This window comes from Pseudomonas sp. GW822-FHT06B12 (assembly GCF_058799675.1).
This window is the reverse complement of the sequence record NZ_JBXALR010000007.1, coordinates 280,732-299,017: the sequence shown is the minus strand read 5'-3', so window position 1 is coordinate 299,017 and position 18,286 is coordinate 280,732. Positions and strand designations below refer to the sequence as shown.

The following is an 18,286-nucleotide window of genomic DNA, read 5'->3' as shown; positions in this document are numbered from 1 at the left end:
TAGATGGCAACTATCAACCAGCTGGTACGTCAGCCGCGTAAGCGTATCGTCGAGAAATCCGACGTGCCTGCGCTGCAGAACTGCCCGCAACGTCGTGGCGTATGCACCCGTGTGTATACCACCACGCCGAAAAAACCTAACTCGGCACTGCGTAAAGTATGCCGTGTGCGTCTGACCAACGGTTTCGAGGTTTCCTCGTACATCGGCGGTGAAGGCCACAACCTGCAAGAGCACAGCGTGGTACTGATCCGCGGCGGTCGTGTAAAAGACTTGCCAGGTGTTCGTTACCACACCGTACGCGGTTCTTTGGATACTTCCGGCGTTAAAGGTCGTAACCAGGGTCGCTCGAAGTACGGTACCAAGAAGCCTAAGTAGTAGCGGCTTTTTGTAAATACTGAATTATCTATTTTTCTGAGTCGATAAGAGTAAGGTCGGAGGCGTCCCGAAAGGGCACCGATTCCGAGCGAACCTGAAGACCGTTTGAGGGCTTATCCATGCCAAGAAGACGCGTAGCAGCCAAGCGCGAAGTGCTTGACGATCCAAAATACGGAAGCCAAATCCTGGCCAAGTTCATGAACCACGTGATGGAAAGCGGCAAGAAAGCCGTTGCCGAGCGTATCGTTTATGGCGCGCTGGAAAAGGTTAAAGAACGCAAGAACAGCGACCCCCTGGAAATCTTCGAGAAAGCTCTCGACGCCATCGCTCCGCTGGTCGAAGTGAAGTCGCGCCGTGTAGGCGGTGCTACTTACCAGGTTCCGGTCGAAGTTCGTCCGTCCCGTCGTAACGCCCTGGCAATGCGCTGGTTGGTAGACTACGCCCGTAAGCGCGGCGAGAAGTCTATGGCTCTGCGTTTGGCTGGCGAACTGTTGGACGCTGCTGAAGGTAAAGGTGCTGCTGTTAAGAAGCGTGAAGACGTGCACCGTATGGCTGAAGCCAACAAGGCTTTCTCGCACTACCGCTTCTAATTTTAGCGTCACTCATTTTGCGAGGGCTTTATGGCTCGTACTACACCGATTAACCGCTACCGTAACATCGGTATCGTTGCTCACGTGGATGCTGGTAAAACCACCACCACCGAGCGCGTCCTTTTTTACACTGGCAAAAGCCACAAGATGGGCGAGGTGCATGACGGCGCCGCGACCACAGACTGGATGGTGCAGGAGCAGGAGCGTGGTATTACCATTACTTCTGCTGCCATTACCGCCTTCTGGCAGGGTTCCGAGAAGCAGCACAAAGATCAGTACCGTTTCAACGTCATCGACACCCCGGGCCACGTAGACTTCACCATTGAAGTTGAGCGTTCCCTGCGTGTTCTCGACGGCGCGGTCGTTGTGTTCTGCGGTACTTCCGGCGTTGAGCCTCAGTCCGAAACCGTATGGCGTCAAGCCAACAAGTACGGTGTTCCACGTCTTGTTTACGTAAACAAGATGGACCGTGCTGGTGCCAACTTCCTGCGCGTGATCGGTCAGATCAAGCAGCGTCTGGGTCACACCCCGGTGCCAATCCAGTTGGCTATCGGTTCCGAAGACAACTTCCAGGGTCAGATCGATCTGATGGCCATGGAAGCGGTTTACTGGAACGATGCTGACAAAGGCATGACTCCACGTCGCGAGCCTATCCCTGCTGAGCTGCAGGAATTGGCTGACGAGTGGCGCGGCAATATGGTTGAGGCTGCGGCTGAAGCCAGCGAAGAGCTGATGAACAAGTACCTCGAAGGTGAAGAACTCACCAACGCGGAAATCAAGGCCGCTCTGCGTCAGCGTACTATCGCTGGTGAGATCGTTCTGGCTGTTTGCGGTTCTTCCTTCAAGAACAAGGGTGTTCCCCTGGTTCTCGACGCCGTTATCGACTATCTGCCGGCTCCTACCGACATTCCTGCCATCAAGGGTACTGACCCGGATGACGAGACTAAGGAAATGGAGCGTCATGCGAACGACGACGAGCCGTTCTCGGCTCTGGCGTTCAAGATCGCTACCGACCCATTCGTGGGTACCTTGACCTTCGTCCGTGTTTACTCGGGCGTGTTGGCCTCCGGCGACGGTGTGATCAACTCGGTTAAAGGCAAGAAAGAGCGCGTGGGTCGTATGGTGCAAATGCACGCAAACGCCCGTGAAGAAATCAAGGAAGTGCGCGCTGGTGACATCGCGGCCTTGATCGGCATGAAGGACGTCACTACTGGCGAAACTTTGTGCAACGCTGACAAGCCAATCATCCTGGTTCGTATGGACTTCCCGGAGCCGGTTATTTCGGTTGCCGTTGAGCCTAAGACCAAGGATGACCAGGAAAAAATGGGTATTGCTCTGGGCAAACTGGCTCAGGAAGACCCGTCTTTCCGCGTTAAAACCGATGAAGAGACTGGTCAGACGATCATCTCTGGTATGGGCGAATTGCACCTGGACATTCTGGTTGACCGGATGCGCCGTGAGTTCAACGTCGAAGCCAACATCGGCAAGCCTCAGGTTTCCTATCGTGAGCGCATCACGAAGAGCTGCGAAATCGAAGGCAAGTTCGTTCGTCAGTCCGGTGGTCGTGGTCAGTTCGGTCACTGCTGGATCCGTTTTGCTCCTGCTGACGAAGGTCAGGAAGGTCTGCAATTCCTGAACGAAGTGGTGGGTGGTGTGGTTCCTAAGGAATACATCCCGGCTATCCAGAAAGGTATCGAAGAGCAGATGAAGAACGGCGTTGTTGCCGGCTATCCGCTGATCGGCCTGAAGGCTACCGTGTTTGATGGTTCTTACCACGACGTCGACTCCAACGAGATGGCGTTTAAGGTGGCTGCTTCCATGGCGACCAAGCAACTGGCCCAGAAGGGCGGTGGTGAGTTGCTTGAACCGATCATGGCGGTAGAGGTTGTTACACCTGAAGACTATATGGGTGACGTGATGGGCGACCTTAACCGTCGTCGCGGCATGATCTTGGGTATGGAAGACACGGTCTCCGGCAAAGTAATTCGTGCCGAAGTTCCGCTGGGCGAGATGTTCGGTTATGCGACCGACGTTCGTTCCATGTCCCAGGGTCGCGCAAGCTACTCTATGGAATTCAAAAAATACAATACAGCTCCGTCGCACATCGTCGAAACTGTTACCAAAAAGCAAGGCTGATTCAGCCCTTTAGGCAAGGAGTTAATTGTCGTGGCTAAAGAAAAATTTGATCGTTCCCTACCGCACGTCAACGTTGGCACCATTGGTCACGTTGACCACGGTAAAACCACTCTGACTGCTGCTCTGACTCGCGTCTGCTCCGAAGTTTTCGGTTCGGCCGTTGTTGCTTTCGACAAAATCGATAGCGCTCCGGAAGAAAAGGCTCGTGGTATCACCATCAACACCGCGCACGTTGAATACAACTCGGCGATCCGTCACTACGCTCACGTTGACTGCCCAGGTCACGCTGACTATGTGAAGAACATGATCACCGGTGCTGCCCAGATGGACGGCGCTATTCTGGTTTGCTCGGCCGCTGATGGTCCGATGCCACAAACCCGTGAGCACATCCTGCTGTCCCGTCAGGTAGGCGTTCCGTACATCGTTGTCTTCCTGAACAAGGCTGACATGGTTGACGACGCTGAGCTGCTGGAACTGGTTGAGATGGAAGTGCGCGATCTGCTGAGCACTTACGACTTCCCAGGTGACGACACTCCGATCATCATCGGTTCGGCTCTGATGGCTCTGAACGGCCAAGACGACAACGAAATGGGTACCACCGCTGTTAAGCGCCTGGTAGAAACTCTGGACAGCTACATTCCAGAGCCAGTTCGTGTTATCGACAAGCCGTTCCTGATGCCAATCGAAGACGTATTCTCGATCTCTGGTCGCGGTACTGTTGTAACTGGCCGTATCGAGCGCGGTATCGTCAAGGTTCAGGATCCACTGGAAATCGTTGGTCTGCGTGACACTACCGTCACCACCTGCACCGGTGTTGAAATGTTCCGTAAGCTGCTCGACGAAGGTCGTGCTGGCGAGAACTGCGGCGTTCTGCTGCGTGGTACCAAGCGTGACGACGTTGAGCGTGGCCAGGTTCTGGTTAAGCCAGGTTCGGTTAAGCCGCACACCAAGTTCGAAGCTGAAGTGTACGTTCTGAGCAAAGAAGAAGGCGGTCGTCACACTCCGTTCTTCAAAGGCTACCGTCCACAGTTCTACTTCCGGACCACTGACGTGACCGGTAACTGCGAACTGCCGGAAGGCGTTGAAATGGTAATGCCAGGCGACAACATCAAAATGGTTGTCACCCTGATCAAGACCATCGCAATGGAAGACGGTCTGCGTTTCGCTATTCGTGAAGGCGGTCGTACCGTCGGCGCTGGCGTCGTAGCCAAAATCATCGAGTAATCGTTGATTTGATAAAAAGCCTCCGCTTGCGGGGGCTTTTTTATTGGGTTGACACTATGTTAGCCCGTCTATAGAATTGCGCCTCCTTTTAACGGGCGCAGTGCGCCCGGTGGGAATAGCAGCCGGAGTCTGAAATCCAATGCAAAATCAGCAAATCCGTATCAGGTTGAAGGCTTTTGACCATCGCCTGATCGACCAATCCACCCAGGAAATCGTGGAAACCGCGAAACGTACTGGTGCTCAAGTGCGTGGTCCAATTCCACTGCCTACCCGTAAAGAGCGGTTCACCGTTCTGGTCTCCCCGCACGTCAACAAAGACGCGCGTGACCAGTACGAGATCCGTACTCATAAGCGCGTTCTGGACATCGTCCAGCCAACGGATAAAACCGTTGATGCACTTATGAAGCTTGATCTTGCGGCCGGTGTGGAAGTGCAGATCAGCCTCGGCTAAGACTCGGTCTTAGTCGTGTAACGCTCTGAAATGGGCGGCCATAGCGGGTGAAAGCCCCGTACACTCATGAGGTTTACAACATGACTATTGGTGTAGTCGGTCGTAAATGCGGTATGACCCGTATTTTCACCGAAGAAGGTGTCTCCATTCCGGTCACGGTCATTGAGATCGAGCCGAATCGCGTCACCCAGTTCAAAACTGAAGAGACCGATGGCTATCGTGCAGTGCAAGTCACTGTCGGCGAGCGTCGTGCTTCGCGTGTAACAGCTGCTCAAGCTGGCCACTTCGCTAAAGCGAACGTTGCCGCTGGTCGTACCGTAATGGAATTCCGTCTTGAAGAAGGCGAGTACCAGGCCGGCGATCTGATCAACGCTGAAATCTTCGCTGCTGGTCAACTGGTTGATGTAACCGGTCAGTCCAAGGGTAAAGGCTTCCAGGGTACGATCAAGCGTTGGAATTTCCGCGGGCAAGATAACACCCACGGTAACTCCGTATCCCACCGCGTCCCAGGCTCTATCGGCCAGTGCCAGACTCCTGGTCGTGTATTCAAGGGCAAAAAAATGTCCGGTCATATGGGCGCTGAGCGCGTGACCGTGCAGTCCCTGGAAGTAGTGCGCGTGGACGCTGAACGCAATCTGTTGTTGGTCAAGGGTGCTGTTCCTGGCGCTACTGGCGGCAACCTGGTTGTACGTCCAGCAGCCAAGGCTCGCGGTTAAGGGGAAGCTGACATGCAATTAAATGTAAATGACGCTCAAGCGATCGAAGTTTCCGAACTGACATTTGGCGGCGATTTCAACGAGACGCTGGTTCACCAAGCAGTCGTGGCCTACATGGCCGGCGGCCGTCAAGGTAGCAAGCAGCAAAAGACCCGTTCCGACGTTCGTGGTGGCGGTAAGCGCCCATGGCGTCAGAAAGGTACTGGCCGTGCTCGTGCCGGTACTATCCGTAGCCCAATCTGGCGTGGCGGCGGTACCACTTTCGCAGCTCGTCCTCAGGATCACACCCAGAAGCTGAACAAGAAGATGTATCGCGCAGCAATGCGTTCCATCCTTGCTGAGCTGGTGCGTACTGATCGTCTGGTCGTGGTTCAGGACTTCGCTGTTGATGCACCGAAGACCAAAGATCTGCTGAACAAACTGACTGGCATGGGTCTGACTGACGTCTTGATCGTGTCTGAAGTGATTGATCAGAACCTGTACCTGGCTGCTCGTAACCTGCCACACGTTGATGTACGTGACGTGCAAGGTTCCGATCCAGTTAGTCTGATCGCATACGACAAGGTGTTGATCACCGTGTCGGCCGTGAAGAAATTCGAGGAGCTGCTGGGATGAACCAGGAACGCGTATTTAAAGTTCTGCTTGGCCCGCACGTTTCCGAGAAGGCTACGGTTCTGGCTGACAAGAAAGGCCAGTTCGTTTTCAAGGTTGCAACTGACGCAACCAAGCTGGAAATCAAGAAGGCCGTCGAAAGCCTGTTCAGCGTGAAAGTAGAGCGTGTTACTACCCTGAATGTTCTGGGTAAGAGCAAGCGCACTGCTCGCGGTCTGGGCAAGCGTAATGACTGGAAGAAGGCAGTTATCTCCCTTCAGCCAGGCCAAGATCTCGATTTCAGCAGCAGTGCTGAGTAAGGAAGGGGTGCATCATGGCAATCGTTAAATGCAAACCGACTTCCCCTGGCCGCCGTTTTGTGGTCAAGGTGGTCAACCAGGAGCTGCATAAAGGCGCTCCTCACGCACCGCTGCTCGAGAAAAAATCGAAGACTGGTGGTCGTAACAACAATGGTCGTATTACCACTCGTCACATCGGTGGTGGCCATAAGCAGCATTATCGTCTGGTCGATTTCCGTCGCAACGACAAAGATGGCATCGCTGCCACTGTCGAGCGTATTGAATACGATCCAAACCGTACTGCTCACATCGCTCTGCTGCTGTACGCAGATGGCGAGCGTCGCTACATCATCGCCCCTAAAGGCGTGAGTGCTGGCGACCAGCTGATCGCAGGTGCTCTGGCACCGATCAAGCCGGGCAACGCTCTGCAACTGCGTAACATTCCAGTTGGTAGCACCGTACACGGCATCGAATTGAAGCCAGGTAAAGGCGCGCAAATCGCTCGTTCCGCTGGTGCTTCGGCTCAGCTGATCGCTCGTGAAGGTGTCTACGTGACCCTGCGTCTGCGTTCTGGTGAGATGCGTAAAGTGCTGGCTGAATGCCGCGCGACCCTGGGTGAAGTCTCGAACTCCGAGCACAGCCTGCGTTCGCTGGGTAAAGCTGGTGCCAAACGCTGGCGTGGCGTTCGCCCAACCGTTCGTGGTGTTGCCATGAACCCGGTTGACCACCCACATGGTGGTGGTGAAGGTCGTACCTCTGGTGGTCGTCATCCGGTATCGCCATGGGGCTTCCCGACTAAGGGCGCGAAGACTCGTGGTAATAAGCGTACCGACAAAATGATCGTCCGTCGTCGCAAGTAAATAGAGGGATACGACAGTGCCACGTTCTCTGAAAAAAGGTCCTTTTATCGATCTTCACCTACTGAAGAAGATCGAAGTGGCGGCGGAAAAGAACGATCGCAAACCAGTTAAAACCTGGTCGCGCCGTTCGATGATCCTGCCACAAATGGTCGGTCTGACCATCGCAGTACACAACGGTCGTCAACACGTCCCAGTTCTCGTTAACGAAGACATGGTCGGCCACAAACTGGGCGAGTTCGCCGGTACCCGCACATATCGCGGGCACGTGGCTGACAAGAAAGCCAAGCGTTAAGGGGTTAGGAAATGGAAGTAGCCGCTAAGTTGTCGGGCGCTCGAATCTCCGCCCAGAAAGCCCGCTTGGTCGCCGACCAGATCCGCGGGAAGAAGGTGGGCGAAGCGCTCAACCTGTTGGCTTTCAGCAGTAAGAAAGCCGCCGAGATCATGAAGAAAGTGCTGGAGTCGGCCGTAGCCAACGCCGAGCATAACGAAGGCGCAGACGTTGATGACCTTAAAGTCAGCACCGTTTTCGTCAACGAAGGGCGTTCGCTGAAGCGCATCATGCCACGTGCCAAAGGCCGTGCTGATCGCATCGTCAAGCGGTCTTGCCATATCACTGTCAAGGTTGCTGACAAGTAACGGAGTCGAAGAGATGGGTCAGAAAGTACATCCCATTGGCATTCGCCTGGGAATCGTCAAGGAGCACACCTCCGTCTGGTACGCAGACGGTCGGACTTATGCGGACTATTTGTTCGCTGATCTGAAGGTGCGTGAGTATCTCCAAGACAAACTAAAAAGCGCGTCCGTAAGCCGTATCGATATCCATCGTCCGGCCCAAACTGCACGTATCACCATCCACACCGCTCGTCCAGGTATCGTTATCGGGAAGAAAGGTGAAGATGTTGAGAAACTGCGTCAGGACCTGACCAAGCAAATGGGTGTGCCTGTGCACATCAATATCGAAGAGATCCGTAAGCCGGAACTCGACGGTATGCTGGTTGCGCAGAGCGTAGCTCAGCAGCTGGAGCGTCGCGTAATGTTCCGTCGCGCTATGAAGCGCGCTGTTCAGAACGCCATGCGCATTGGTGCCAAAGGCATCAAAATCCAAGTGAGCGGTCGTCTCGGCGGTGCTGAAATCGCACGTACTGAATGGTATCGCGAAGGTCGTGTGCCACTGCACACCCTGCGTGCCGACATCGACTATGCCAACTACGAAGCTCACACCACTTATGGTGTGATCGGTGTAAAGGTTTGGATCTTCAAAGGCGAAGTAATTGGTGGTCGCCAAGAAGAGCTGAAACCACAAGCACCAGCGCCTCGTAAAAAAGCTGCTAAGTAAGGGGTACGCCAAATGTTGCAACCAAAGCGTACGAAGTTCCGCAAGCAGATGACTGGCCACAACCGTGGTCTGGCATTGCGCGGTAGCAAAGTCAGCTTCGGCGAGTTCGCGCTGAAGTCTGTTGCTCGTGGTCGTCTCACCGCTCGTCAGATCGAGTCAGCGCGTCGTGCTCTGACCCGTCACGTAAAACGTGGCGGCAAGATCTGGATCCGTGTGTTCCCGGACAAGCCTGTAACCAAAAAGCCACTCGAAGTTCGGATGGGTAAAGGTAAGGGTAACGTGGAATACTGGGTTGCCCAGATTCAGCCAGGCAAAGTCCTGTATGAAATCGAGGGCGTTTCTGAAGAGCTGGCGCGTGAGGCTTTCGCCCTGGCTGCTGCAAAGCTGCCGCTCGCCACCTCCTTTGTTAAACGGACGGTGATGTGATGAAAGCGAATGAACTTCGTGAAAAAGACGCGCCGCAGCTAAACGAGCAACTGCTCGGCCTGCTGCGCGACCAGTTCAATCTGCGTATGCAGAAAGCAACTGGCCAGTTGGGGCAGTCTCACCTGCTCCGGCAAGTTAAGCGTGACATCGCTCGCGTGAAGACTGTGCTCAAACAGCAGGCAGGTAAGTAATCATGGCTGAAGCCGAAAAAACCGTCCGTACGCTGACTGGCCGTGTTGTCAGCGACAAAATGGACAAGACCATCACCGTTCTGATCGAGCGTCGCGTAAAGCACCCGATCTACGGTAAATACGTTAAGCGTTCGACTAAGCTGCACGCGCACGACGAAACCAATCAGTGCCACATCGGCGACAAAGTCACTATTCGTGAAACTCGTCCTTTGGCCAAGACCAAGTCTTGGGCACTGGTTGATGTTCTCGAACGCGCTGTGGAAGTCTAAGGACTAGGGGTCGGAGAAATTATATGATTCAGACTCAATCCATGCTCGATGTGGCCGATAACAGCGGCGCTCGCCGTGTTATGTGCATCAAGGTGCTGGGTGGCTCCCATCGTCGTTACGCTGGTATCGGTGACATCATCAAAGTTACCGTCAAGGAAGCAATTCCTCGCGGTAAAGTGAAAAAAGGCCAAGTGATGACTGCTGTTGTAGTCCGCACTCGTCACGGCGTTCGCCGTGCTGATGGCTCCATTATCCGCTTTGATGGCAACGCTGCTGTTCTTCTGAACAACAAGCAAGAGCCGATCGGCACCCGTATCTTTGGGCCAGTGACCCGTGAACTTCGTACTGAGAAGTTCATGAAGATCGTCTCGCTCGCCCCAGAAGTGCTGTAAGGAGATCCGACATGCAAAAGATTCGTCGTGACGACGAGATCATCGTGATCGCCGGCAAAGACAAAGGTAAGCGCGGTAAGGTGCTTAAGGTTCTCGCTGACGACCGTTTGGTCGTTGGTGGTCTGAACCTGGTTAAGCGTCATACCAAGCCTAACCCGATGTCGGGCGTACAAGGCGGTATCGTCGAAAAAGAAGCGCCACTGCACGCTTCCAACGTCGCCATTTTCAACGGCGAAACCAACAAGGCTGACCGCGTTGGTTTCAAAGTAGAAGACGGCAAGAAAATTCGTGTCTTCAAGTCGACCCAAAAAGCGGTTGATGCTTGAACACTGCTAGGTAGAAGACCATGGCACGACTAAAAGAGATTTACCGGAAGGAAATCGCACCGAAACTTAAGGAAGAACTTAAGCTTTCGAACGTGATGGAAGTTCCGCGCGTTACCAAAATCACCCTGAACATGGGTCTGGGCGAAGCGATCGGCGACAAAAAAGTCATCGAGCACGCTGTTGCTGACCTGGAAAAGATCACCGGCCAGAAAGTCGTTGTGACCTACGCTCGGAAATCCATCGCTGGCTTTAAAGTCCGTGAAGGTTGGCCGATCGGCGTCAAAGTGACCCTGCGCCGTGAGCGTATGTACGAGTTCCTGGATCGTCTGCTGTCGATCTCCCTGCCTCGGGTTCGCGACTTCCGCGGCCTGAATGCCAAGTCCTTCGATGGTCGTGGTAACTACAGCATGGGCGTAAAAGAGCAGATCATTTTCCCGGAAATCGATTACGACAAGATCGATGCTCTCCGCGGTCTGGACATTACCCTGACCACCACTGCCAAGAACGATGACGAAGGTCGCGCATTGCTGCGTGCTTTCAAATTCCCGTTCCGCAACTGATTGGAGTAGGAAAATGGCCAAGATGAGCATGAAAAACCGCGAGCTGAAGCGTCAGCTCACGGTTGCCAAGTACGCCAAAAAGCGTGCAGCACTGAAAGCTATCATCGTTGATCTGAACGCAAGTCCAGAAGCGCGTTGGGAAGCTACAGTAGCTCTGCAGAAGCAGCCACGTGACGCAAGCGCTTCGCGCATGCGTAACCGCTGCCGCCTGACCGGTCGTCCACACGGCGTTTACCGCAAGTTCGGCCTCGGCCGTAACAAACTGCGTGAAGCGGCAATGCGTGGTGACGTACCTGGTCTGGTTAAAGCCAGCTGGTAAGCACTATCAAAGTCTCGGTGCTCGGGGTCGCAAGATCCTGACCACCGGTGACCTTGAACTTGAATCAAGCCCCTATTGGGGCTTGATTCATTTGTGGGGTGTGTCTAGAATACCCGGCTCGCCTGAGCCCGTGCTTTTTTCGTGCGGAGTTTCTCGGCGAAGGTAGTAGCCGCAAGGCTTATTTTTTTGTATTAGGAGCGTCTAGCCCATGAGTATGCAGGACCCGTTAGCGGACATGCTAACTCGAATCCGTAATGCCCAGATGGCTGAAAAGTCCGTCGTAAGCATGCCGTCTTCCACGTTGAAGGTGGCTGTAGCTAAAGTCCTGAAGGACGAAGGTTACATCGCGGGTTATCAGATCAGCAGCGAAATCAAACCACTGCTGTCCATCGAGCTGAAGTACTTCGAAGGCCGTCCGGTCATCGAGGAAGTGAAGCGCGTTAGCCGTCCAGGCCTGCGTCAGTACAAGTCCGTCGATGATCTGCCAAAAGTTCGTGGCGGTCTCGGTGTGTCTATCGTCTCCACCAACAAAGGTGTGATGACGGATCGTGCTGCGCGCGCTGCCGGTGTCGGCGGCGAAGTTCTTTGCACTGTGTTCTAAGGGGGGATAAGCATGTCTCGCGTCGCTAAGAACCCCGTTAAGCTGCCAGCCGGTGTCGAAGTTAAATTCGCAGGCCAACAGCTTTCGGTGAAGGGTGCCAAGGGCACTCTTGAACTGAACATCCATTCGTCCGTTGAGATCGTTGAAGAAGCTGGTGAGCTGCGTTTCGCTGCTCGCAATGGCGATCAACAAACTCGCGCAATGGCTGGTACCACTCGTGCGTTGGTAAACAACATGGTCCAAGGCGTAAGCCAAGGCTTCGAGCGCAAGCTCCAGCTGGTCGGTGTTGGTTACAAAGCGCAAGCAAAAGGCACAGTGCTGAACCTGGCTCTTGGCTTCTCGCACCCAGTGGATTACGAACTGCCGGAAGGCATCACCGCTGAGACTCCTAGCCAGACCGACATCCTGATTCGGGGTATCGATAAGCAGCTGGTAGGTCAAGTGGCCGCCGAGATCCGCGACTTCCGTCCACCAGAGCCTTACAAAGGTAAAGGTGTGCGCTACGCGGACGAAGTCGTCCGTCGTAAAGAAGCCAAGAAGAAGTAGGGCATAGCAAATGACCGACAAAAAAGTTACTCGACTGCGTCGCGCTCGCAAAGCACGCCTGAAAATGCACGAACTCGAAGTCGTGCGTCTCTGCGTGTTCCGTTCGTCGCAGCACATCTACGCCCAGGTCATTTCGGCCGACGGCAACAAAGTCCTGGCAAGTGCCTCGACTTTGGATAAAGAACTGCGTGATGGCGCCACTGGCAACATCGACGCGGCCACTAAGGTTGGCCAGCTGGTCGCTACGCGTGCTAAAGCCGCTGGCGTCTCGCAGGTGGCTTTCGACCGCTCTGGCTTCAAGTACCACGGTCGCGTCAAGGCGCTGGCTGATGCTGCTCGTGAAGCTGGGCTGGAGTTCTAAGTTATGTCAAATAACGACCAAAAGCGCGACGAAGGCTACATCGAGAAGCTGGTTCAAGTTAACCGCGTAGCCAAAACCGTTAAAGGCGGCCGTATCTTCACTTTCACCGCGTTGACCGTGGTTGGTGATGGTAAAGGGCGCGTTGGCTTCGGCCGTGGCAAGTCGCGTGAAGTGCCTGCTGCGATCCAGAAGGCAATGGAAGCTGCTCGCCGCAACATGATCCAAGTTGATCTGAACGGCACCACTCTGCAGTACGCAATGAAGTCCGCCCATGGCGCTTCGAAGGTGTACATGCAGCCTGCTTCTGAAGGTACCGGTATCATCGCTGGCGGCGCTATGCGTGCTGTCCTCGAAGTTGCTGGCGTTCAGAACGTTCTGGCCAAGTGCTACGGCTCGACTAACCCGGTAAACGTGGTTCACGCCACTTTCAAAGGTTTGAAAGCTATGCAGTCTCCTGAATCCATTGCCGCCAAGCGCGGCAAAAGCGTCAAGGAGATCTTCTGATCATGGCTACCGTTAAAGTAACGCTGATCAAAAGCATGACCGGCCGCATCCCTAACCACAAACTGTGCGTTAAGGGTCTGGGTCTGCGTCGCATCGGTCACACTGTAGAAGTGCTGGATACTCCCGAGAATCGCGGGATGATCAACAAGGCTTACTACATGCTGCGTGTCGAGGGTTAATCGATGAAACTCAATGATCTGAGTCCAGCGCCGGGTTCCCGTCGCGAAAAGCATCGTCCGGGCCGTGGTATCGGTAGTGGTTTGGGTAAGACTGGTGGCCGTGGTCACAAAGGTCAAACCTCCCGCTCCGGTGGCACCATTGCTCCAGGCTTTGAAGGCGGTCAACAGCCGCTGCATCGTCGCCTGCCGAAGTTCGGTTTCGTTTCCCTGAAAGCCATGGATCGCGCAGAAGTGCGTCTGTCCGAGCTGGCTAAAGTGGAAGGCGACATCGTCACCGTGCAGTCCCTGAAAGATGCCAACGTAATTAACGTCAACGTTCAGCGTGTGAAAATCATGCTGTCCGGCGAAGTTACTCGCGCTGTCACCATCGGAAAGGGAATCGGCGCCACCAAAGGTGCGCGTGCGGCTATCGAAGCAGCTGGCGGCAAGTTCGAGGAATAAATGGCTAAGCAAGGTGCTCTCTCTGCGCTCGGCAAAGGCGGTATGTCTGAACTCTGGGCTCGTCTGCGTTTTCTGTTCCTGGCGATTATCGTCTACCGAATAGGCGCACACATCCCGGTTCCAGGTATCAATCCGGACCGACTCGCAGACCTGTTTCGACAGAATGAGGGGACCATTCTTAGCTTGTTCAACATGTTTTCCGGCGGCGCGCTGGAGCGGATGAGCATCTTTGCACTGGGGATCATGCCGTACATTTCGGCATCGATCATCATGCAGCTGATGACAGCCGTCAGCCCGCAGCTGGAGCAGTTGAAGAAGGAAGGTGAAGCTGGCCGTCGCAAGATCAGCCAGTACACCCGCTACGGCACTGTCGTTCTCGCTCTCGTTCAGGCTATTGGCATGTCCATTGGCCTGGCGGGGCAGGGCGTTGCGTTCACTGGTGACTTTGGCTTCCATTTCGTCGCGGTATCCACTTTTGTGGCTGGTGCGATGTTCATGATGTGGCTGGGTGAGCAGATTACTGAGCGTGGTGTTGGCAACGGTATCTCGATGTTGATTTTTTCGGGTATCGTCGCCGGTCTTCCGAGAGCAATCGGGCAGTCTTTCGAGTCTGCGCGTCAGGGTGATATCAACATCTTCGCCCTGGTTGCCATCGGTTTGCTGGCAGTAGCGATTATCGGTTTCGTGGTGTTCATTGAGCGTGGTCAGCGTCGTATTGCTGTTCACTACGCCAAGCGTCAGCAGGGCCGCAAGGTGTTTGCTGCGCAGACTAGCCACTTGCCGCTGAAAGTGAACATGGCCGGTGTTATTCCGGCTATTTTCGCGAGCAGCATTTTGCTGTTCCCGGCTTCGTTGGGTGCCTGGTTTGGTCAGTCTGAAGGTATGGGCTGGTTGCAGGACATCTCGCAGTCGATCGCTCCTGGTCAGCCGTTGAATATTCTGCTGTTTAGTGCAGGGATTATTTTCTTCTGCTTCTTCTATACGGCGTTGATGTTCAATCCGAAAGACGTAGCGGAAAACCTGAAGAAGTCCGGTGCCTTTATTCCGGGTATCCGTCCAGGTGAGCAGTCTGCGCGCTATATTGATGGCGTTCTGACTCGCTTGACCATGTTCGGTGCTCTTTATATGACGGCCGTGTGCTTGTTGCCCCAGTTCCTGGTGGTTGCAGCAAACGTTCCGTTCTACCTTGGCGGGACCTCGTTGCTGATCGTGGTCGTGGTTGTGATGGACTTCATGTCCCAAGTACAATCGCACCTCGTTTCGCACCAGTACGAATCCCTGATGAAGAAAGCCAACCTGAAGGGTTACGGCAGCGGCATGCTGCGCTGACCCATAAGGTTCGAGGAGTTGGTGATGAAAGTTCGTGCATCGGTGAAAAAGCTGTGCCGTAACTGCAAGATTATTCGCCGCGAAGGTGTTGTTCGAGTAATTTGCAGCGCGGAACCGCGTCACAAACAGCGCCAAGGCTGAGTGTGATTGTGCTTCAAGCCCAGCAGCTAGTGCGCTGCTGGGTTGATTATTTGTTATTACAGCGATATTATCTCGCGCCCTATTTCTTGGCTTCCGGGGCGTAGGTAGCTGTCAATTGGAGTCCCACTGAATGGCCCGTATTGCAGGCGTCAACATTCCAGATAACAAGCATACTGTTATCTCGCTGACCTACATCTATGGTGTTGGTCGCACAACTGCACAGAAGATCTGTGCAGTGACTGGGGTAAACCCAGCCGCAAAGATCAAGGATCTGAGCGACGAGCAGATTGAACAGCTGCGTGGCGAAGTGGCGAAGTTCACCACTGAAGGTGACCTGCGTCGCGAAATCAACATGAAAATCAAGCGCTTGATGGACCTCGGTTGCTATCGCGGTCTGCGTCATCGTCGTGGTCTGCCAGTACGCGGTCAGCGTACCAAGACCAACGCGCGTACCCGTAAAGGTCCGCGTAAGCCGATCCGCAAGTAATCGCCCCAGCGAATCGACAGGAATTTAATCATGGCAAAACCTGCTGCTCGTCCTCGTAAAAAAGTCAAAAAGACAGTGGTTGATGGCATCGCCCACATCCACGCGTCTTTTAACAACACAATCGTGACCATCACCGACCGTCAAGGTAACGCTCTTTCCTGGGCTACCTCCGGTGGTTCGGGTTTCCGCGGTTCCCGCAAGTCCACCCCGTTTGCTGCTCAAGTAGCTGCTGAACGTGCTGGTCAAGCTGCGCTGGAATATGGCCTGAAAAACCTCGACGTTAACGTCAAAGGTCCAGGTCCAGGTCGTGAGTCCGCTGTCCGTGCTTTGAACGGCTGTGGCTATAAGATCGCCAGCATCACCGACGTGACGCCAATCCCGCACAACGGGTGCCGTCCGCCGAAGAAGCGCCGCGTGTAATCCAGGAGATTGTAAAGAATGGCTCGTTACATTGGTCCAAAATGCAAACTCGCTCGTCGCGAAGGCACCGATCTCTTCCTGAAGAGCGGCGTGCGCGCGATCGAATCGAAGTGCAACATTGAAGCAGCACCTGGTATCCACGGCCAACGCCGCGGTCGCCAGTCCGATTACGGCACCCAACTGCGTGAAAAGCAGAAGGTCCGTCGTATCTACGGCGTTCTCGAGCGTCAATTCAGCGGCTACTACAAAGAAGCTGCTGGCAAGAAAGGCGCAACTGGCGAAAACCTGTTGCAGCTGCTCGAATGCCGTCTGGACAACGTTGTATACCGTATGGGCTTTGGTTCGACTCGTGCCGAATCCCGTCAGCTGGTATCGCACAAATCCGTCAGCGTTAACGGTCAGACCGTAAACGTTCCGTCCTACCAGGTTCGTGCTGGTGACGTGGTCGCGATTCGCGAGAAAGCAAAGAACCAACTTCGCATTGTCCAAGCTCTCGATCTGTGTGCCCAACGTGGCCGCGTAGAATGGGTAGAAGTAGACACTGAGAAGAAGTCGGGCGTTTTCAAGAACGTTCCAGCTCGCAGTGATCTGTCCGCCGACATCAACGAAAGCCTGATTGTCGAGCTCTACTCCAAGTAAGGGCTAGAAAATAGGTGCATCCATGCAGATTTCGGTAAATGAGTTCCTGACACCCCGCCATATTGATGTGCAGGTTGTCAGTCCAACCCGCGCCAAGATCACTCTCGAGCCTCTCGAGCGTGGTTTTGGCCACACCCTGGGCAACGCGCTGCGCCGCATCCTGTTGTCCTCAATGCCCGGCTGTGCAGTAGTCGAGGCCGAGATTGACGGTGTGCTCCACGAGTACAGCGCCATCGAAGGTGTACAGGAAGACGTAATTGAAATCCTGTTGAACCTTAAAGGTCTGGCTATCAAGCTGCACGGCCGTGACGAAGTTACGCTGACCTTGTCGAAGAAGGGTTCGGGGGTGGTTACCGCTGCCGATATTCAGCTGGATCATGATGTCGAGATCGTTAATCCCGATCACGTAATCGCTAACCTGGCGTCTAACGGCGCCCTGAACATGAAGCTAGTAGTAGCTCGTGGTCGTGGTTATGAACCGGCCGACTCGCGTCAGAGCGATGAAGACGAAAGCCGCAGCATTGGTCGCTTGCAGCTTGACTCTTCGTTCAGCCCGGTTCGCCGTATCGCATACGTGGTGGAAAACGCCCGTGTCGAGCAGCGTACTAACCTGGACAAGCTGGTTATTGATCTGGAAACCAACGGTACTCTGGATCCTGAAGAGGCTATCCGCCGCGCTGCAACCATTCTGCAACAGCAGTTGGCTGCGTTCGTCGACCTCAAAGGTGACAGCGAGCCAGTGGTAATCGAGCAAGAAGACGAGATCGATCCGATCCTGCTTCGCCCGGTTGACGATCTGGAACTGACTGTACGTTCGGCTAACTGCCTTAAGGCGGAAAACATTTACTACATCGGTGACCTGATTCAGCGTACCGAAGTAGAACTGTTGAAGACTCCGAACCTTGGCAAGAAATCCTTGACTGAAATCAAGGACGTTCTGGCCTCCCGCGGTCTGTCCCTCGGCATGCGCCTCGACAACTGGCCGCCTGCAAGTCTTAAGAAGGACGACAAGGCGACTGCCTGATCGTCGTAATCACCGAACGTTGTGTTTGGTAAGGAATGAACCATGCGTCATCGTAAAAGTGGTCGTCACCTGAGCCGCACCAGCTCGCACCGCAAGGCCATGTTTCAAAACATGGCGGTGTCGCTGTTCGAGCACGAGCTGATCAAAACTACACTGCCAAAAGCTAAAGAACTGCGTCGCGTTGCTGAGCCGCTGATCACTTTGGCCAAGACAGACAGCCTGGCTAACCGCCGTCTGGCTTTCGACCGTACTCGTTCGAAAGCTATCGTTGGTAAGCTCTTCAACGACCTGGGCAAGCGTTACGCTACCCGTGAGGGTGGCTACCTGCGCATCCTCAAGTGCGGTTTCCGCGCTGGCGACAACGCGCCTATGGCGTACGTCGAGTTGGTTGATCGTGCTGTCGGCGGTGAAGCTGTATCCGCTGAGTAAGACGTCAGTCTGAAACGAAGAACCGGGCCTAGTGCCCGGTTTTTTGTGCCTGCAAGAAAAGTGCACTGAAGCGTTATGCCGATACCCTTACTGTCTGCAAGGGCTGATCATTAGTTAATTTCTA

General features: G+C 54.4%; 32 protein-coding genes. All 32 read left to right on the top strand.

The genetic code is table 11. The features are described 5' to 3' along the window. Positions 1-3 precede the first annotated feature (3 nt). The 32 genes from rpsL to rplQ all read left to right on the top strand — a co-directional run bounded on the left by rpsL (position 4) and on the right by rplQ (position 18,162). Positions 4-375: a 30S ribosomal protein S12 gene (rpsL, locus tag AC1RKH_RS18295; protein WP_002555494.1), complete on the top strand. Its 372-nt coding sequence runs from the start codon at positions 4-6 to the stop codon at positions 373-375. Between the two features lie 119 nt (positions 376-494). Continuing rightward, positions 495-965 carry a 30S ribosomal protein S7 gene (gene rpsG / locus AC1RKH_RS18290; protein WP_093426586.1) on the top strand — a complete coding sequence of 157 codons (471 nt, stop codon included), beginning with the start codon at positions 495-497 and terminating at the stop codon, positions 963-965. Positions 966-995: 30 nt separating this feature from the next. Further along, entirely contained in the window at positions 996-3,101 is a 2,106-nt protein-coding gene (gene fusA / locus AC1RKH_RS18285) for an elongation factor G (RefSeq protein ID WP_123423429.1), read from the top strand. Positions 3,102-3,131: 30 nt separating this feature from the next. Further along, positions 3,132-4,325: an elongation factor Tu gene (gene tuf / locus AC1RKH_RS18280; RefSeq protein ID WP_123423430.1), complete on the top strand. Its 1,194-nt coding sequence runs from the start codon at positions 3,132-3,134 to the stop codon at positions 4,323-4,325. 139 nt (positions 4,326-4,464) lie between these two features. Beyond that, positions 4,465-4,776, top strand: coding sequence for a 30S ribosomal protein S10 (rpsJ, locus tag AC1RKH_RS18275; protein ID WP_003186070.1), 312 nt, complete (start codon positions 4,465-4,467; stop codon positions 4,774-4,776). Between the two features lie 80 nt (positions 4,777-4,856). Then, positions 4,857-5,492: a 50S ribosomal protein L3 gene (gene rplC, locus AC1RKH_RS18270; protein WP_003186059.1), complete on the top strand. Its 636-nt coding sequence runs from the start codon at positions 4,857-4,859 to the stop codon at positions 5,490-5,492. A gap of 12 nt (positions 5,493-5,504) precedes the next feature. Continuing rightward, a complete protein-coding gene (rplD, locus tag AC1RKH_RS18265; protein WP_123423431.1) occupies positions 5,505-6,107 on the top strand; it encodes a 50S ribosomal protein L4 in 603 nt (200 codons plus the stop codon). After that, positions 6,104-6,403, top strand: a complete 300-nt coding sequence (gene rplW, locus AC1RKH_RS18260; RefSeq protein WP_002555488.1) for a 50S ribosomal protein L23 — start codon at positions 6,104-6,106, stop codon at positions 6,401-6,403. Before rplD ends, rplW begins: the two co-directional genes overlap by 4 nt. 14 nt (positions 6,404-6,417) lie before the next feature. Next, the gene (rplB, locus tag AC1RKH_RS18255; protein ID WP_003210080.1) at positions 6,418-7,242 is read left to right on the top strand and encodes a 50S ribosomal protein L2; all 825 of its coding nucleotides are present in this window, start codon (positions 6,418-6,420) and stop codon (positions 7,240-7,242) included. 16 nt (positions 7,243-7,258) lie between these two features. Further along, positions 7,259-7,534, top strand: a complete 276-nt coding sequence (gene rpsS, locus AC1RKH_RS18250) for a 30S ribosomal protein S19 (RefSeq protein ID WP_002555486.1) — start codon at positions 7,259-7,261, stop codon at positions 7,532-7,534. Between the two features lie 11 nt (positions 7,535-7,545). After that, positions 7,546-7,878 (top strand): 50S ribosomal protein L22, encoded by a 333-nt coding sequence (rplV, locus tag AC1RKH_RS18245; protein ID WP_003103908.1) that lies wholly within the window; start codon positions 7,546-7,548, stop codon positions 7,876-7,878. A 13-nt stretch (positions 7,879-7,891) separates the two neighbouring features. After that, positions 7,892-8,578, top strand: a complete 687-nt coding sequence (gene rpsC, locus AC1RKH_RS18240; protein ID WP_003176422.1) for a 30S ribosomal protein S3 — start codon at positions 7,892-7,894, stop codon at positions 8,576-8,578. A 12-nt stretch (positions 8,579-8,590) separates the two neighbouring features. Then, on the top strand, positions 8,591-9,004 hold the full coding sequence (gene rplP / locus AC1RKH_RS18235) for a 50S ribosomal protein L16 (RefSeq protein ID WP_003186052.1): 414 nt from the start codon (positions 8,591-8,593) through the stop codon (positions 9,002-9,004). Further along, positions 9,004-9,195 carry a 50S ribosomal protein L29 gene (gene rpmC / locus AC1RKH_RS18230; protein WP_008030901.1) on the top strand — a complete coding sequence of 64 codons (192 nt, stop codon included), beginning with the start codon at positions 9,004-9,006 and terminating at the stop codon, positions 9,193-9,195. The genes rplP and rpmC overlap by 1 nt, the downstream gene beginning before the upstream one ends. 2 nt (positions 9,196-9,197) lie before the next feature. Next, positions 9,198-9,464 (top strand): 30S ribosomal protein S17, encoded by a 267-nt coding sequence (gene rpsQ, locus AC1RKH_RS18225; protein ID WP_003176419.1) that lies wholly within the window; start codon positions 9,198-9,200, stop codon positions 9,462-9,464. Between the two features lie 23 nt (positions 9,465-9,487). Further along, positions 9,488-9,856, top strand: a complete 369-nt coding sequence (rplN, locus tag AC1RKH_RS18220; protein ID WP_002555479.1) for a 50S ribosomal protein L14 — start codon at positions 9,488-9,490, stop codon at positions 9,854-9,856. Positions 9,857-9,867: 11 nt separating this feature from the next. Further along, positions 9,868-10,182: a 50S ribosomal protein L24 gene (gene rplX / locus AC1RKH_RS18215; RefSeq protein WP_007896770.1), complete on the top strand. Its 315-nt coding sequence runs from the start codon at positions 9,868-9,870 to the stop codon at positions 10,180-10,182. Positions 10,183-10,202: 20 nt separating this feature from the next. Further along, positions 10,203-10,742, top strand: coding sequence for a 50S ribosomal protein L5 (gene rplE / locus AC1RKH_RS18210; RefSeq protein WP_003210069.1), 540 nt, complete (start codon positions 10,203-10,205; stop codon positions 10,740-10,742). Between the two features lie 13 nt (positions 10,743-10,755). After that, positions 10,756-11,061, top strand: a complete 306-nt coding sequence (gene rpsN / locus AC1RKH_RS18205; RefSeq protein ID WP_003176414.1) for a 30S ribosomal protein S14 — start codon at positions 10,756-10,758, stop codon at positions 11,059-11,061. Positions 11,062-11,269: 208 nt separating this feature from the next. Further along, positions 11,270-11,662, top strand: coding sequence for a 30S ribosomal protein S8 (rpsH, locus tag AC1RKH_RS18200; RefSeq protein WP_003186040.1), 393 nt, complete (start codon positions 11,270-11,272; stop codon positions 11,660-11,662). Positions 11,663-11,674: 12 nt separating this feature from the next. Next, positions 11,675-12,208: a 50S ribosomal protein L6 gene (gene rplF, locus AC1RKH_RS18195; protein WP_007896774.1), complete on the top strand. Its 534-nt coding sequence runs from the start codon at positions 11,675-11,677 to the stop codon at positions 12,206-12,208. A 10-nt stretch (positions 12,209-12,218) separates the two neighbouring features. After that, entirely contained in the window at positions 12,219-12,569 is a 351-nt protein-coding gene (gene rplR / locus AC1RKH_RS18190) for a 50S ribosomal protein L18 (protein WP_003186037.1), read from the top strand. A 3-nt stretch (positions 12,570-12,572) separates the two neighbouring features. Next, the gene (gene rpsE, locus AC1RKH_RS18185) at positions 12,573-13,073 is read left to right on the top strand and encodes a 30S ribosomal protein S5 (protein WP_003186035.1); all 501 of its coding nucleotides are present in this window, start codon (positions 12,573-12,575) and stop codon (positions 13,071-13,073) included. A 2-nt stretch (positions 13,074-13,075) separates the two neighbouring features. Continuing rightward, complete coding sequence (gene rpmD / locus AC1RKH_RS18180) at positions 13,076-13,252, top strand: 50S ribosomal protein L30 (RefSeq protein ID WP_003186033.1); 177 nt, start codon at positions 13,076-13,078, stop codon at positions 13,250-13,252. Between the two features lie 3 nt (positions 13,253-13,255). Then, positions 13,256-13,693 (top strand): 50S ribosomal protein L15, encoded by a 438-nt coding sequence (gene rplO / locus AC1RKH_RS18175; protein ID WP_003228720.1) that lies wholly within the window; start codon positions 13,256-13,258, stop codon positions 13,691-13,693. Then, positions 13,694-15,022: a preprotein translocase subunit SecY gene (gene secY / locus AC1RKH_RS18170; protein WP_003228718.1), complete on the top strand. Its 1,329-nt coding sequence runs from the start codon at positions 13,694-13,696 to the stop codon at positions 15,020-15,022. It abuts the gene before it with no gap. 24 nt (positions 15,023-15,046) lie between these two features. Further along, positions 15,047-15,163 (top strand): 50S ribosomal protein L36, encoded by a 117-nt coding sequence (gene rpmJ, locus AC1RKH_RS18165; RefSeq protein ID WP_002555468.1) that lies wholly within the window; start codon positions 15,047-15,049, stop codon positions 15,161-15,163. Positions 15,164-15,293: 130 nt separating this feature from the next. After that, positions 15,294-15,650, top strand: a complete 357-nt coding sequence (gene rpsM, locus AC1RKH_RS18160) for a 30S ribosomal protein S13 (RefSeq protein ID WP_003186020.1) — start codon at positions 15,294-15,296, stop codon at positions 15,648-15,650. Positions 15,651-15,680: 30 nt separating this feature from the next. Then, positions 15,681-16,070, top strand: coding sequence for a 30S ribosomal protein S11 (rpsK, locus tag AC1RKH_RS18155; protein ID WP_002555466.1), 390 nt, complete (start codon positions 15,681-15,683; stop codon positions 16,068-16,070). A gap of 18 nt (positions 16,071-16,088) precedes the next feature. After that, positions 16,089-16,709 (top strand): 30S ribosomal protein S4, encoded by a 621-nt coding sequence (gene rpsD / locus AC1RKH_RS18150; protein WP_003210056.1) that lies wholly within the window; start codon positions 16,089-16,091, stop codon positions 16,707-16,709. Positions 16,710-16,731: 22 nt separating this feature from the next. Then, positions 16,732-17,733 (top strand): DNA-directed RNA polymerase subunit alpha, encoded by a 1,002-nt coding sequence (locus AC1RKH_RS18145; protein ID WP_007924176.1) that lies wholly within the window; start codon positions 16,732-16,734, stop codon positions 17,731-17,733. Between the two features lie 42 nt (positions 17,734-17,775). Further along, positions 17,776-18,162, top strand: a complete 387-nt coding sequence (gene rplQ, locus AC1RKH_RS18140) for a 50S ribosomal protein L17 (protein WP_007924175.1) — start codon at positions 17,776-17,778, stop codon at positions 18,160-18,162. Positions 18,163-18,286: the final 124 nt, after the last annotated feature.

Bases quoted from the DNA above. Each gene is read 5' to 3' on its own strand.
- rpsL (WP_002555494.1), top strand. From the start codon at position 4: ATGGCAACTATCAACCAGCTGGTACGTCAGCCGCGTAAGCGTATCGTC.
- rpsG (WP_093426586.1), top strand. From the start codon at position 495: ATGCCAAGAAGACGCGTAGCAGCCAAGCGCGAAGTGCTTGACGATCCA.
- fusA (WP_123423429.1), top strand. From the start codon at position 996: ATGGCTCGTACTACACCGATTAACCGCTACCGTAACATCGGTATCGTT.
- rpsJ (WP_003186070.1), top strand. From the start codon at position 4,465: ATGCAAAATCAGCAAATCCGTATCAGGTTGAAGGCTTTTGACCATCGC.
- rplC (WP_003186059.1), top strand. From the start codon at position 4,857: ATGACTATTGGTGTAGTCGGTCGTAAATGCGGTATGACCCGTATTTTC.
- rplD (WP_123423431.1), top strand. From the start codon at position 5,505: ATGCAATTAAATGTAAATGACGCTCAAGCGATCGAAGTTTCCGAACTG.
- rplW (WP_002555488.1), top strand. From the start codon at position 6,104: ATGAACCAGGAACGCGTATTTAAAGTTCTGCTTGGCCCGCACGTTTCC.
- rplB (WP_003210080.1), top strand. From the start codon at position 6,418: ATGGCAATCGTTAAATGCAAACCGACTTCCCCTGGCCGCCGTTTTGTG.
- rplV (WP_003103908.1), top strand. From the start codon at position 7,546: ATGGAAGTAGCCGCTAAGTTGTCGGGCGCTCGAATCTCCGCCCAGAAA.
- rpsC (WP_003176422.1), top strand. From the start codon at position 7,892: ATGGGTCAGAAAGTACATCCCATTGGCATTCGCCTGGGAATCGTCAAG.
- rplP (WP_003186052.1), top strand. From the start codon at position 8,591: ATGTTGCAACCAAAGCGTACGAAGTTCCGCAAGCAGATGACTGGCCAC.
- rpmC (WP_008030901.1), top strand. From the start codon at position 9,004: ATGAAAGCGAATGAACTTCGTGAAAAAGACGCGCCGCAGCTAAACGAG.
- rpsQ (WP_003176419.1), top strand. From the start codon at position 9,198: ATGGCTGAAGCCGAAAAAACCGTCCGTACGCTGACTGGCCGTGTTGTC.
- rplN (WP_002555479.1), top strand. From the start codon at position 9,488: ATGATTCAGACTCAATCCATGCTCGATGTGGCCGATAACAGCGGCGCT.
- rplX (WP_007896770.1), top strand. From the start codon at position 9,868: ATGCAAAAGATTCGTCGTGACGACGAGATCATCGTGATCGCCGGCAAA.
- rplE (WP_003210069.1), top strand. From the start codon at position 10,203: ATGGCACGACTAAAAGAGATTTACCGGAAGGAAATCGCACCGAAACTT.
- rpsN (WP_003176414.1), top strand. From the start codon at position 10,756: ATGGCCAAGATGAGCATGAAAAACCGCGAGCTGAAGCGTCAGCTCACG.
- rpsH (WP_003186040.1), top strand. From the start codon at position 11,270: ATGAGTATGCAGGACCCGTTAGCGGACATGCTAACTCGAATCCGTAAT.
- rplF (WP_007896774.1), top strand. From the start codon at position 11,675: ATGTCTCGCGTCGCTAAGAACCCCGTTAAGCTGCCAGCCGGTGTCGAA.
- rplR (WP_003186037.1), top strand. From the start codon at position 12,219: ATGACCGACAAAAAAGTTACTCGACTGCGTCGCGCTCGCAAAGCACGC.
- rpsE (WP_003186035.1), top strand. From the start codon at position 12,573: ATGTCAAATAACGACCAAAAGCGCGACGAAGGCTACATCGAGAAGCTG.
- rpmD (WP_003186033.1), top strand. From the start codon at position 13,076: ATGGCTACCGTTAAAGTAACGCTGATCAAAAGCATGACCGGCCGCATC.
- rplO (WP_003228720.1), top strand. From the start codon at position 13,256: ATGAAACTCAATGATCTGAGTCCAGCGCCGGGTTCCCGTCGCGAAAAG.
- secY (WP_003228718.1), top strand. From the start codon at position 13,694: ATGGCTAAGCAAGGTGCTCTCTCTGCGCTCGGCAAAGGCGGTATGTCT.
- rpmJ (WP_002555468.1), top strand. From the start codon at position 15,047: ATGAAAGTTCGTGCATCGGTGAAAAAGCTGTGCCGTAACTGCAAGATT.
- rpsM (WP_003186020.1), top strand. From the start codon at position 15,294: ATGGCCCGTATTGCAGGCGTCAACATTCCAGATAACAAGCATACTGTT.
- rpsK (WP_002555466.1), top strand. From the start codon at position 15,681: ATGGCAAAACCTGCTGCTCGTCCTCGTAAAAAAGTCAAAAAGACAGTG.
- rpsD (WP_003210056.1), top strand. From the start codon at position 16,089: ATGGCTCGTTACATTGGTCCAAAATGCAAACTCGCTCGTCGCGAAGGC.
- AC1RKH_RS18145 (WP_007924176.1), top strand. From the start codon at position 16,732: ATGCAGATTTCGGTAAATGAGTTCCTGACACCCCGCCATATTGATGTG.
- rplQ (WP_007924175.1), top strand. From the start codon at position 17,776: ATGCGTCATCGTAAAAGTGGTCGTCACCTGAGCCGCACCAGCTCGCAC.